Here is a 12,382-nt window from a genome sequence, read left to right on the forward strand (position 1 = left end):
ATGACGACAACGGATATCGCATCCGGCCAGGCCGGGGCCCACCCTGCCCAGGCCGACTCTCCGGAGACGGCGCGCGCCTACGCCAAGGTGTTCTGGCGCCTCGTGCCGTTCCTGATGCTGTGCTATGTGATCGCCTACCTCGACCGCGTGAACGTGGGCTTTGCCAAGCTGCAGATGTCCCAGGACCTGGGCTTCAGCGAGACCGTGTTCGGCTTGGGCGCAGGCGTGTTCTTCATCGGCTACTTCCTCTTCGAGGTGCCCAGCAACCTGCTCATGCACCGCCTGGGCGCGCGCGTCTGGATCGCCCGCATCATGATCACCTGGGGCATTCTGTCGGCCATGTTCATGTATGTGGAAACGCCCACGGGCTTCTACATCCTGCGCTTTCTGCTGGGCCTGGCCGAGGCGGGCTTCTACCCCGGCGTGATCCTGTACCTGACCTACTGGTACCCGGCCCACCGGCGCGCCAAGATCGTGGCGCTGTTCATGTCGGCCATCCCCGTGGCCGGCATCTTCGGCAACCCGCTGTCGGGCTGGATCATGCAGGCCTTCCACGGCGACCATGGCCTGCACGGCTGGCAGTGGATGTTCCTGATCGAGGCGATTCCCGCCCTGGTGATCGGCGTGGTGACCATCTTCTACCTCGACAACGGCATCTCCAGCGCCAAGTGGCTGACGGCCTCCGAAAAGCAGCTGCTGGCGCGCGAGATCGAACTGGACCAGCAGCACTCAGGCGCCCAGAAGCATTCGCTCAAGGCCGTTTTCGCCGACCGCCGCGTCTGGTGGATGTGCCTGATCTACTTCGCCTTCGTCGCCGGCCAGTACGGGCTGACCTTCTGGATGCCCACGCTGATCAAGTCCACGGGCGTCACGGGCGCGCTGAACATCGGCCTGCTCAGTGCCATCCCCTTCCTGTGCGCCATCGTCGTCATGAACCTCATGGGCCACAGCGCCGACAAGCGCCGCGAGCGCCGCTGGCACCTGATCGTGCCCGCGCTGATGGGCGCCGTGGGCTTTGCGATGACGGCCTTCTTCGCCGACAACACCGTTCTTTCCCTGATCTTCCTGTCGCTGGCCGCTGCCGGCGTGCTGACCTGCGCGCCGCTGTTCTGGTCGCTGCCCACGGCCTTCCTGTCGGGCACGGCGGCGGCGGCGGGCATTGCCATCGTCAACTCGGTCGGCAACCTCGCGGGCTTCGCCAGCCCTTACATGATCGGCTACCTCAAGGACCTGACCCAGTCCACGCAGGCCGGCATGTTCGTGCTGGCGGGAGTGCTCGTGGTGGGCGCCATCGCGGTCTGGCTCACCCCCGCAAAGATGGTCAACCGCTGACCGGCCCTTCTTCCCGTCCTTCAAGCTCCAAGCCCCAAGACACATGAAAGTACTGATCACCGGCGGCGCCGGATTCCTGGGCCAGCGCCTGGCCCGCAAGCTGCTCGAACAGGGTGCGCTGACGCTGGCCGGCACCCGCTGGCCCATCCACCAGATCGACCTGCTCGACGTGGTGGCCACCCACGCCATTGACGACACGCGCGTGCGCTCCCTGGTGGGCGACATTGCCGACCCGCAGGTGCTGCGCGGCGCCATAGACCAGGACACGGCCGTGATCTTCCATCTGGCCGCCGTGGTCAGCGGCCAGGCCGAGGCCGACTTCGACCTGGGCATGCGCATCAACCTCGATGCCTCGCGCGCCCTGCTGGAGACTTGCCGCGCCGTGGGCCACATGCCGCGCGTGGTCTTCACCAGCTCGGTGGCCGTCTACGGGGGCGACCTGCCCGACACCGTGCTGGACGGCACAGCCCTGAACCCGCAGTCCTCCTACGGCACGCAAAAAGCCATTGCCGAGTTGCTGCTGGCCGACTACACGCGGCGCGGCTTTGTCGACGGCCGCGTGCTGCGCCTGCCCACGATCAGCGTGCGCCCGGGCCGGCCCAATGCGGCCGCCTCGTCGTTTGCCAGCGGCATCATCCGCGAGCCCCTCAACGGCGAAGCGGCCAACTGCCCCGTGGGTGCCACCACGCGCCTGTGGCTGCTGTCCCCGCGCCGCGCCGTCGAGGCCCTGGTCGCAGGCTGCGAACTCGATGCCAGCGCCGTCGCCGACCGCCGCCCCATCAACCTGCCCGGCGTGTCCGTCAGCGCAGGCGACATGGTGCGCGCGCTGCGCGAAGTGGCTGGCGACGAGGTGGCCAACCGCGTGAGCTGGCAGCCCGACGACAAGGTCGAGCGCATCGTCGGCAGCTGGCCCGGCCGCTGGGATACCGCGCGCGCCAACCAGCTGGGCCTGCGCGGCGACGAGGACTTTGCGGCCATCGTGCGCGCCTACATCGCCGATGACCTGACACCGGCCAAGCCATGAGCAACGACACCTCCACACCACAGCCCGCAGCACGCTGCGTCGGCGTGATCGGCCTGGGCGCCATGGGCGCCGGCATGGCGCAAAGCCTGCGCCGCGCCGGCCACCACGTGCATGTCCACGACATCCGCCCCGAGGCCGCAGCCGCCTTCGCCGCCGAAGGCGGCACGGCCTGCGCCACGCTGGCCGACATGGCCGCCGCCTGCCGCATCATCGTCAGCGTGGTGGTCAACGCCCAGCAGACCGAGGCCGTGCTGTTCGGCGAAGGCGGCATCGCTCCTGCGCTGCAGCCCGGCTCCGTCTTCGTCATGTGCTCCACCGTGGACCCCAACTGGTCCGTGGCACTGGAGGCCAGGCTGCAGGCGCAGGGCGTGCACTACATCGACGCGCCCATCTCCGGCGGCGCGGCCAAGGCGGCGTCGGGCCAGATGACCATGATGACGGCCGCCCGCCCCGAGGCCTATGCCGCCTGCGAAGGCGTGCTCGATGCCATGGCCGCCAAGGTCTACCGCCTGGGCCACAGCGCGGGCGCGGGCAGCAAGGTCAAGATCATCAACCAGCTGCTGGCCGGCGTGCACATCGCGGCAGCGGCCGAGGCCATGGCCCTGGGCCTGCGCGAAGGCGTCGATGCCGCCGCGCTCTACGAGGTCATCACCCACAGCGCCGGCAACAGCTGGATGTTCGAGAACCGCATGGCCCACGTGCTGGCCGGCGACTACACCCCGCTGTCGGCCGTGGACATCTTCGTCAAGGACCTGGGCCTGGTGCTGGACACCGCGCGCCACAGCAAATTCCCGCTGCCCCTGGCCTCCACGGCCCACCAGATGTTCATGCAGGCATCCACCGCCGGCCATGGCCGCGAGGACGACAGCGCCGTCATCAAGATCTTCCCGGGCATCACCCTGCCCCAGGCTCCATCGGAATCCCCATGACCCTTCTTCTGGGCTGCATAGCCGACGACTTCACGGGCGCCACCGATCTGGCGAACAACCTGGTGCGCGCAGGCATGCGCGTGGTGCAAAGCATTGGCGTGCCCGCCGGCCCGGTGGACGAGGGCGTGGACGCCGTCGTTGTCGCGCTCAAGTCGCGCACCATCGCGCCGGCCGATGCCATTGCGCAATCGCTGCAGGCCCTCGAATGGCTGCAGGCCCAGGGCGCCAATGGCCGCGCGCCGCAGATCTACTTCAAGTACTGCTCCACCTTCGACAGCACGCCGCAGGGCAACATCGGCCCCGTGACCGATGCGCTGATGGACGCGCTGGGCTGTGGCTTCACCATCGCCACGCCGGCCTTCCCCGACAACCAGCGCACCGTCTTCAAGGGCCACCTGTTCGTGGGTGATGTGCTGCTCAGCGACAGCGGCATGCGCAACCACCCGCTCACCCCCATGGCCGATGCCAACCTGGTGCGCGTGCTGCAGGCGCAGACAGGGCGCAAGGTGGGGCTGATCGACCATGTGGCCGTCGCGCAGGGCGAGGCCGCCATCCGCGCGCGCATCGCCGCACTCCAGGCCGAGGGCGTGGGCATGGCCGTGGTCGATGCCGTCTCCAACGACGACCTGCTGCGCCTGGGCCCGGCCCTGGCCGGCATGCCGCTTGTCACGGCGGGCTCGGGCGTGGCCATCGGCCTGCCCGCGAACTTCGGCATCCAGCCCACGGCCCGGGCCGCTGCCCTGCCAACCGCCACCGGCCTGCAGGCGGTCGTCTCGGGCAGTTGCTCGGTGGCCACCAATGCGCAGGTGGCGCACTTCATCGCCTCGGGGCGCCCTGCCCTGGCGCTGGAGCCGCTGCGCATCGCCGCCGGCGAGGACGAAGCCGGCAAGGCCCTGGCCTGGGCCCGCCAGCACATCGCCAGCGGCCCCGTGCTGATCTACTCCACCGCCGAATCCGCGGCCGTCAAGGCCGTGCAGGGCCGCCTGGGCGTGGAGCAGGCCGGCGCACTGGTCGAACAGACCATCGCCGCCATCGCCCGGGGGCTGGTCGAGATGGGCGTGCGCCAGCTCGTCGTGGCCGGCGGAGAAACCTCGGGCGCCTGCGTGCAGGCGCTGGGCATCGAGCAGATGCGCATAGGGCCGCAGATCGACCCTGGCGTGCCCTGGTGCCATGCCGCCTCGCCCCTGGCGCCGCAGGGGCTGCACCTCACGCTCAAGTCCGGCAACTTCGGCACCACGGACTTCTTCACCAAGGCCTTCGGCGCGCTGGCAAGCGCCTGATGCCACACTCAGCCTCCGTTTTCAGGAAAGCCTTCATGCCCCGTTTCGCCGCCAACCTGTCCATGCTCTACAACGACCTGGACTTTCTTGACCGCTTCGAGGCCGCCGCGCGCGACGGCTTCCAGGCCGTCGAATACCTGTTCCCCTACGACTTCGCGCCCGGGCAACTGGCCCGCCGCCTGCAGGACCACGGCCTGCAGCAGGTGCTGTTCAACGCCCCGCCCGGCGACTGGAACGCGGGCGAGCGCGGCCTGGCCTGCATCCCCGGGCGCGAGGCGGAATTCGCCCAGGGCATGGAACGCGCCGTGGCCTACGCCCAGGCCCTGGGCTGCCCGCGCATCCACGTCATGGCCGGGCTCAAGCCCGCAGGCGCCAGCGATGACATCCTGCGCGCCACCTACATCGCCAACGTGCGCCATGCCGCACGGCTGGCCGCGGCCCACGGCATCGCCATCCTGCTGGAGCCCATCAATGGCCGCGACATGCCCGGTTTCTTCCTGAGCCGCCAGGACCAGGCCCATGCGCTGCTGGCCGACATTGCCGAGCCCAATGTCCAGGTCCAGATGGACCTCTACCACTGCCAGATCGTCGAAGGCGACCTCGCCATGAAGATCCGCCAGTACCTGCCCACGGGCCGCGTGGGGCATGTGCAGATCGCAGGCGTGCCCGAACGCCACGAGCCCGACGTGGGCGAGGTCAACTACCCCTACCTGTTCCGCCTGCTGGACCAGCTGGGCTACGACGGCTGGATAGGCTGCGAATACCGCCCCGCGCGCGGCGCGGCGGCGCACGCTACCAGCGAGGGGCTGGGTTGGATGAAGGAGTGGCTGTAGCTGTAGCGTCTGCTGCGGCAGCCCGTCATCCGCCAGGCACGGGAGGACGGGGCGCATAGCTGTCCTGCGTATCCGCCGCCTGCGTTCAGGAATATTCCAGATCGCTGTGCTTGCCGACCACCAGCCGGCCGGCCGACAGCGACATCATCAGCAGCGCAATCGCCTCATGCATGATCAGCGTGTGCGTGTTGCCGGTCTCCACCATCTTGCTGCGCAGCGATTCGCGCACCTGCAGCGAGCCGGTCACGTCGATGATGATGTCCACCGCTGCGTCCACCAGTTCCATGAACCGGGTGGTGACCGGCACGCCGCGCGCGCGTGCCAGTGCGATGCCGGGCTGGTTCAAATCCAGGTCGGCCACCCCGAGCAACTGCACGAAGGGCGCGTCCAGCAATTGCTGCAGCAAGGGAGTGCCGGTCTGCCCCGCACCAATGACCACGATCCGGAAGGCTTGCATGGGATGAGTCCTTTTTCCATATGGGAAGTACGGCGCCATCATAGAAATGCCTTGCCGGTGCGCGCCGGTCCGGGACAGGTGGAATGGGTTTGTATGACCCAGATCAAATCCGGTGGACAGGGGCGTGGCGGCGGGCCAGGTCTCTGCGGTCGAGGTTCGATACCGGCTGCCTGCAGCCGGGACCACACCACAGGCTGCTGACGCGGGAGCCTGCATTCGCCCACAAAAAAACCCGCCGGCTTCGTGGCCCGGCGGGTTTTCTCAGGTGAACAACAGCCAGCGCTGTTATTGCCTTACAGGAACCTGCTCCGTGTACTCGCGCAGCACGCCGCCGCCTTCGACGGAGCCGCTGACCTGGCCGTCCTTGACGCGCTCCACGCAGGAGCGGCGGTCGCCTTCGTTCTTGAAGACATCGCAGCGGGCCACGGCATTGCGCTGGAAGTGGTCGCCCGACTGGACGCCGCCTCGGCGCGATTGCTCCTGGACGGCTGCAGCCTCGTGCTGTGCCGGGTCGCGGCGGTCATAGCCGCGCTTGGCCGGCCCCTTGGGCTCGGCGTGCTTCTTGTGGTGGTGGTGGGGCTTGGCCTTTTCCGCAGCGGGCGGAGGGGGCGGCATGCCATCGGGGCCAGGTGCCGGCTGGGCAGTGGCCAGTCCGGCCATGCCAAGCACGGCCGCGCCAATACACAGCTGCAGGGGACGAATCCATGGGTTCTTCATAGCTTCACTCCATTCCTCGTGAAAAAAGTCAAGGCCCAAGCATGCGTGTTTTCCAGCTCCCCATTTATCGGTACAGCGCGGCTGCGCATGCAGGCCATGGCCTACAGCTTGCCGCGCCCCCTGCAAGCGGCCCCTGACCTGGGTCAAGCCTGGTGCGCAAACCAGCGCTGCACGCCTTCGGCCATGCGCGCGAAGACGCTGTCCAGCGTGGGCACCTCGGCGCCCCACAGGGCGCGCAGCACCTCGGCGTTCTCGAACAGGCCGTGCCAGTAGCAGCCCGCGATGCGGCCATCGGGGCTGTGCCACAGCAGGCCAGGCACGGGCTCGGCCACGGCACTGCCAGCGGCCACCATGTCGGGGCGCACGCTGGTCTGGCCGTGGTGGATTTCATAGACCTGCGCCTGCACGCCAGACAGCGGCGCCAGCGCACCCGGCAGCGGCGGCAGTTGCACGCTGGCGGGCAGCACGGTCTTGTCGGGCGCGAACAGGGTCGTCAGCGGAAGAAGGCCCAGGCCGGCTGCGTTGCCGTCCACGCCATGCAGGTCGATCAGCGCCTCGCCCAGCATCTGCAGGCCGCCGCAGATGCCCAGCACCTGCCGGCCTGCCGCAGCATGTGCAGCAACGGCGGCATCCAGGCCCTGGGTCCGCATCCAGGCCAGATCGGCAGCCGTGGCCTTGGAGCCGGGCAGGATGATCCAGTCCGCGCCTGCCAGCTGGGCCGGCGTGCGCGCCCAGACCACGCGCAGGCCCGGCACCTGCAGCAGGGGCTGGAATTCGTCGAGGTTGCTGATGCGCGGGTAGGCAATGATGGCGATGGTGGTGTGCACGGCGCGCCCCGCCCCTCCTCCAGAGCCACGGTCATCAAAGACGCCATCCTCCTCCGGCAGGCCATGCTGGAACTGCATGGGGATCGTGGCCACGGTGGGCACGCCGGTGCGCTCCTGCAGCATCTGCGGGGCGGGCGCCAGCAGGCTGGCATCTCCCCGGAACTTGTTGAGCACAAAGCCGCGGATCAGCGCCTGTTCTTCCGGCGGCAGCAGGGCCCAGGTGCCGTAGAGGTGGGCAAAGGCGCCGCCCCGGTCTATGTCGGACACCAGCAGGCAATGCGCGCCGCAGTGGCGCGCCACGCGCATGTTGACCACGTCGCTGGCATGCAGGTTGATCTCGGCCGGAGAGCCGGCGCCTTCGATGACGACCACATCGTTGTCGGCGCGCAGGCTGTCCAGCGCCTCGGCGATCTGCGGCCAGACGCGGGCGCTGCGGCCGCGCCAGGGCAAGGCCGACAGCTCCTCGCTGACCCGGCCCAGCAGCACGACCTGGCTGCGCATGTCGGCCTCGGGCTTGAGCAGCAGCGGGTTCATGCGCACATCGGGCGCGCAGCCTGCGGCCAGGGCCTGCAGGTACTGTGCCGTGCCGATCTCGCCCCAGGCACCGCCCGGCGCGGAGACCACGCGCGCGTTGTTGCTCATGTTCTGTGCCTTGAAGGGCGCCACCTTGTAGCCCTGCGCGCGGTACCAGGCGCACAGCGCGGTGGCGACCCAGCTCTTGCCGGCGCCGCTGCTGGTGCCCAGCACCATCACGCACAGCGCGGGGCGCTGGCCGGTGGTGGGCAGGGGCAGATTCCCGGCGGCGGGTTCATTCGATTGCATGGTGTTTCTCCATTGGCTGCCAGGCAGCCAGCAAGGCGTTCTGGGATGCGGGCGCCAGCACGCCCATGCGCACGCAGCCGGGCAGGCCGAAGCTGTCGCAGTCGCGCAGCTTGATGCCCTGCGCGCGCAGTTGGGCCAGACGCGCCTGCATGGCGTCGCCCTGCTGGGCTTGCGGCCAGCGCGCCACAAAGTAATTGGCCTGCGAGCCGGGCAGTACCTGCCAGCCCAGGCGCTGCACCAGATCGAGCTGCTGTGCCTTCCAATCGCGCAGCCGTTGCAGGCTTCGCGCCAGCCATTGCCGGGTGGCCGGTGCGGTCCAGGCCGTGAGCATGGCCTCGCCATGGGCGCCCACGGGCCAGGATGGTGACAGGGCGCGCAAGGCATCGATCTCGTCGTGCGGCACGGCTTCGGGCGCAATGGCGTAGGCCGCGCGCACGCCGGTCATGCCCAGGGCCTTGTTGGGGGTCCACATCTGCCAGGCATCGCGCACCTGGGAGGGCACGGCGGGTTCCATGCCCGGCTCCAGTCTGAGGGGCGCATAGGCGCAGTCGATCACGCGCCAGGTGCCGGGCGGTGCGGGCTCGCTCCACAGGGGCCAGACATCCTCGGGCCGGCCCAGTGGGCTCGATGGCGCGCAGGCCCAGTGCAGGCCGGGGCCGGCCTCGGTGATACCGTCGCGCGCGGCCAGGAGCAGGCGCCAGACCTGCGCCGCGTGGGCGTAGTCGCCGTAATGGTGGGCCGGCAGGCTGGCGACGGCCGCGCCCTCGCGCGCTGCATGCATGGTGATGCGGTGGATGAAGTCGCTGGCACTGGCCGCAATGACAATGCGCTCGGTCGGCACACAATGAAAATCCGCCAGCCGTGCGCGCAGCGCCGTGTACTGCGGGTCCGGGTACTGGGCCGCGTGGGCCTGGGCCAGCATGTCCAGCGCCTGCGGGCAGGGTCCGCAGGCATTGCGGTTGGTGGAGAAATCGTGCGCGGGCACGCCCAGCGCGTCCGTGCCGCCGTGGGTGACTGGGATCGGTTTCATGGTGTCTTTCCTGCCATCGCCCATCCAAGGACCAGGGCGGCGGCCAGCGCTGCAGCCACCAGCATGGCGACCACGCGGCCCGCATGCGCCACAGCCTGCTGCAGCTCGGCCGCCTGCGGCACGCGGCCTGCGGGGTTGAGCACATAGACGCCGGGCTTGCCCAGGCGCACGCCCAGCAGCCTTGCCATGGCGCCCATGGGCCAGCCGCCGTTGGGCGACGGGGTGATGCGCGCGTCCTGGCGCAGCGCACCCCAGCCCGGCCGCCGGTCAGCCGCCAAGCCGGACAAGGCCAGCAGCAAGGCGGTCAGGCGCGCCGGTATCCAGTTGAGCAGGTCATCGGCACGCGCCGTCCATTTGCCGGCCCATTGCCAGTGGCGCCGGTCATCGCCCTGCCCGCGCCAGCCCGGGTAGCCCCACATGGCATCGGCCGTATTGGCAAAGCGGTAGAGGGCCGCGCCCGGCAGGCCGGCCACGGCAAACCAGAACAGCGGCGCCAGCACGGAGTCGCTGAGGTTCTCGGCCAGGGTTTCAATGGCGCTTTCGCGCACCTGGCCTGCGTCCAGCTGCGCTGTGTCGCGGCTGACCAGCCAGGTCAGCCGCTCACGGCCTGCGGGCAGGGATTGCTGCAGTGCGGCTTCCACGGCCAGCACCTCTTCGCGCAGCATGCGCCAGGACAAAAGCGGCTTGAGCAGCACGCCCAGCACCAGGGCGCCCAGCCACCAGGGCATGGGCGGCAGCAGCCACTGGATGAACGCGTAGACGGCGAAGAACAGCAGAGCCAGCAGGCACCAGGCGACGGCGCCCAGCGCAAAGCGTGGCCAGTCGCGCACATGTTCTTCGCGTGGGGCAATTCTTCGCCCAACCGCAGCCAGCAGCCGGCCCATGGCGACCACGGGGTGTATCCACACGGGCGGCTCGCCCCAGAGCCGGTCGATCAGCAGGGCCACGGGAACGGCCAGCGCGGCGGCCAGGGCGTGGCGCGCCCAGGGTTCGGCTTGGACCTGGGCCTGCGGCTGCCACAGCGCCTGCCAGCACCACCACAGCGGGCTGAGCGCGGCGCCCAGCAATTGCCAGGAAGGGCTGTCACTCATGCCTGCGGTTGTGGGGCGGCGGCGCGCTGGCCCCAGAAGTCGTCGTAGAGCATGTCCTGCAGCGGTGCGCGGCTGGCCCACTTTTGCTGCTGCAGCATGGGCTCGGCATAGTAGGCTGACACGGGGCCCAGGCACAGCACGGCCAGTGGCCGGCTGCCCACGGGCATTTGCAGCAGCGCGGCCAGCACCTCGGGATCGAACAGCGAGACCCAGCCCAGCCCCAGCCCCTCGGCACGCGCGGCCAGCCACATGTTCTGGATGGCGCAGGCGGCCGAGGCCACGTCCATCTCGGGCAGGGTGCGACGGCCGAAGACATGGGCCTCGCGCCCTGGCGGCATGGCCACGACCAGTACTTCGGCCGCATCCAGCACGCCCTGGACCTTGAGCTGCATGAAGTCTTCCTCGCGCTCGCCCAGGGCACGCGCGGTCTGCAGGCGTTCCTGCTCGATCACGGCATGGATCTCCTGGCGCAATTGCGCATCGCGCACGCGGATGAAGCGCCAGGGCTGCATGAAGCCGACGCTGGGCGCATGGTGGGCGGCGCGCAGCAGGCGCAGCAGCACCTCGGGCGCGACCTCGCCACCGCAGAAGTGGCGCATGTCGCGCCGCTCATGGATGGCGCGGTAGACGGCTGCCCGCTCGGCCTCGGCAAAGGGTTGGGCGGAAATGGTCTCTGGCGCCCGGGATTGCGTTTCGCTGCTCATGCCGCCATTGTCCGCCGCAGGCCGGGCCTGCGGGCGGCATCAGTCCTCAATACCACGCTGGGCGGGAATGCCGGCCTGGAAGGCGTGCTTGACCAGTTCCATGCGCGTGACGGTATCGGCCACGGCAATGATTTCCTCGGGGCAGCGGCGGCCCGTGAGCATGACGTGCACATGGCGCGGGCGGTCGGCCAGGGCCTGCAGCACAGGCTCCAGCGGCAGCCAGCCATAGATCAGCGGATAGGTGATTTCGTCGAGCACGACCAGGAAGTGATCGCCCGAGAGGATGGCGGTGCGCGCACGCTCCCAGCCCTCGCGCGCGATCTGGGCCGACCGCTCATGGTCCTGGCTCTTCCAGCTGAAGCCGTCGCCCAGGCCCTCGATGGGCATGCCCAGCTGCTCGAACATGCGGTGCTCGCCAAAGCGCGCCGTGGGCACCTTCATGAACTGGAAGATCTTGACGGACTTGCCTCGGCCATGCGCGCGCAGGGCCAGGCCGAAGGCCGCCGTGCTCTTGCCCTTGCCGTCGCCGGTGTTCACCAGCACCAGGCCACGGCGTTCGCCTTCGGGCTTTTCATAGGGCTTTTCCGTCGGGGCCTGTTCGATCTGCATGGGTCTGTCATCCTCAAAAGTTGCACGCGCTGCGGCGGGCATGCGCCGCAGCGGAGCGCCACTTTAACCGAGGCGGATGCCCAGCCGGCGCTGCAGGGCACGCACGGCGCTGTCCACCGTGGTGAGCACGGGCAGGCCCGTGGCGGCCTCGCAGGCCGCGCGGGCACGCGCCATGCTGAACTGGGCCAGCGCAATGCGCGTGCAGCCACGCGCAGCCAGGGCCTTGGCCTGCTCGACCACCAGGCGGTCATGCGTGGCGGTGTCGCCCCGGTTGAGCGCGTCCATGGCGCCATCGGCCAGGGCGGGCACGAGTTCGATGCCGGCCGGAAACTCCGGCGGCATGGACTGCAGCGTGGGCGCGAAGCTGGAGATCAAACCCAAGGCACCCTGCTGGCCCTGCACGGCCTCCTCGATCATGGCCTCGTTGGGCTTGAGCACGGGCAGCGGCGCGTGGCGCGCGGCCACGGCCTCGATGCAGGCGCCAAAGGCCGAGCAGGTGAACAAGATCCCCTGCGCGCCCGTGTCCACGGCGTACTGCGCCAGGCGCTGGAAACGCTCGTGCATGGCGGCGTCCAGCCCGCGCCCGTTGCGCGCCAGGTCGGCCGAGAGGCTGTCGTCCAGCAGGTTCATGCGAACCGCCTCGGGCCAGTCGCGCGCAAAGGCTTCGTTGATGGGAGCGACGGAGTGGCTGAGGGCGTGGATGAGGGCGATGCGGGTCATGGATGCG

Annotated in this window: 13 protein-coding genes; 5 read left to right on the top strand and 8 right to left on the bottom strand. The window is 69.5% G+C overall.

Annotated features, from left to right (window positions below; genetic code table 11):
* Genes BW39_RS02175 through otnI form a run of 5 tightly spaced genes read left to right on the top strand, consistent with a single transcriptional unit; the run spans nt 1 to nt 5,398 of the window.
* On the top strand, nt 1-1,332 hold the full coding sequence (locus BW39_RS02175) for an MFS transporter (RefSeq protein WP_043819407.1): 1,332 nt from the start codon (nt 1-3) through the stop codon (nt 1,330-1,332).
* A gap of 43 nt (nt 1,333-1,375) precedes the next feature.
* Nucleotides 1,376-2,356 carry a D-erythronate dehydrogenase gene (denD, locus tag BW39_RS02180; protein ID WP_043819410.1) on the top strand — a complete coding sequence of 327 codons (981 nt, stop codon included), beginning with the start codon at nt 1,376-1,378 and terminating at the stop codon, nt 2,354-2,356.
* Nucleotides 2,353-3,285: an L-threonate dehydrogenase gene (gene ltnD / locus BW39_RS02185; RefSeq protein WP_043819413.1), complete on the top strand. Its 933-nt coding sequence runs from the start codon at nt 2,353-2,355 to the stop codon at nt 3,283-3,285. The genes denD and ltnD overlap by 4 nt, the downstream gene beginning before the upstream one ends.
* Nucleotides 3,282-4,565: a 3-oxo-tetronate kinase gene (otnK, locus tag BW39_RS02190; RefSeq protein ID WP_043819416.1), complete on the top strand. Its 1,284-nt coding sequence runs from the start codon at nt 3,282-3,284 to the stop codon at nt 4,563-4,565. The genes ltnD and otnK overlap by 4 nt, the downstream gene beginning before the upstream one ends.
* A 35-nt stretch (nt 4,566-4,600) precedes the next feature.
* Nucleotides 4,601-5,398 carry a 2-oxo-tetronate isomerase gene (gene otnI, locus BW39_RS02195; protein ID WP_043819417.1) on the top strand — a complete coding sequence of 266 codons (798 nt, stop codon included), beginning with the start codon at nt 4,601-4,603 and terminating at the stop codon, nt 5,396-5,398.
* A gap of 85 nt (nt 5,399-5,483) precedes the next feature.
* Here otnI and BW39_RS02200 read toward each other — a convergent pair whose 3' ends face one another.
* The 8 genes from BW39_RS02200 to BW39_RS02235 all read right to left on the bottom strand — a co-directional run bounded on the left by BW39_RS02200 (nt 5,484) and on the right by BW39_RS02235 (nt 12,375).
* On the bottom strand, nt 5,484-5,855 hold the full coding sequence (locus tag BW39_RS02200) for an oxidoreductase (protein WP_012204656.1): 372 nt from the start codon (nt 5,853-5,855) through the stop codon (nt 5,484-5,486).
* 285 nt (nt 5,856-6,140) lie between these two features.
* A complete protein-coding gene (locus BW39_RS02205; RefSeq protein ID WP_013803206.1) occupies nt 6,141-6,572 on the bottom strand; it encodes a hypothetical protein in 432 nt (143 codons plus the stop codon).
* Between the two features lie 143 nt (nt 6,573-6,715).
* Nucleotides 6,716-8,221 (bottom strand): cobyric acid synthase, encoded by a 1,506-nt coding sequence (locus BW39_RS02210; protein ID WP_043819420.1) that lies wholly within the window; start codon nt 8,219-8,221, stop codon nt 6,716-6,718.
* Nucleotides 8,208-9,251, bottom strand: coding sequence for an aminotransferase class I/II-fold pyridoxal phosphate-dependent enzyme (locus BW39_RS02215; protein ID WP_043819422.1), 1,044 nt, complete (start codon nt 9,249-9,251; stop codon nt 8,208-8,210). Before BW39_RS02215 ends, BW39_RS02210 begins: the two co-directional genes overlap by 14 nt.
* Nucleotides 9,248-10,342 (bottom strand): adenosylcobinamide-phosphate synthase CbiB, encoded by a 1,095-nt coding sequence (gene cbiB, locus BW39_RS02220; protein ID WP_043819425.1) that lies wholly within the window; start codon nt 10,340-10,342, stop codon nt 9,248-9,250. The genes BW39_RS02215 and cbiB overlap by 4 nt, the downstream gene beginning before the upstream one ends.
* On the bottom strand, nt 10,339-11,046 hold the full coding sequence (gene bluB, locus BW39_RS02225; protein WP_043819427.1) for a 5,6-dimethylbenzimidazole synthase: 708 nt from the start codon (nt 11,044-11,046) through the stop codon (nt 10,339-10,341). Before bluB ends, cbiB begins: the two co-directional genes overlap by 4 nt.
* Nucleotides 11,047-11,085: 39 nt before the next feature.
* Nucleotides 11,086-11,655 carry a cob(I)yrinic acid a,c-diamide adenosyltransferase gene (gene cobO, locus BW39_RS02230; protein ID WP_013803210.1) on the bottom strand — a complete coding sequence of 190 codons (570 nt, stop codon included), beginning with the start codon at nt 11,653-11,655 and terminating at the stop codon, nt 11,086-11,088.
* A 63-nt stretch (nt 11,656-11,718) separates the two neighbouring features.
* On the bottom strand, nt 11,719-12,375 hold the full coding sequence (locus BW39_RS02235; protein ID WP_043819429.1) for an aspartate/glutamate racemase family protein: 657 nt from the start codon (nt 12,373-12,375) through the stop codon (nt 11,719-11,721).
* Between the last annotated feature and the right edge of the window lie 7 nt (nt 12,376-12,382).

Source organism: Delftia sp. RIT313 (assembly GCF_000632165.1).
In the GTDB taxonomy this organism is placed as follows: Bacteria; Pseudomonadota; Gammaproteobacteria; order Burkholderiales; family Burkholderiaceae_C; genus Comamonas; species Comamonas acidovorans.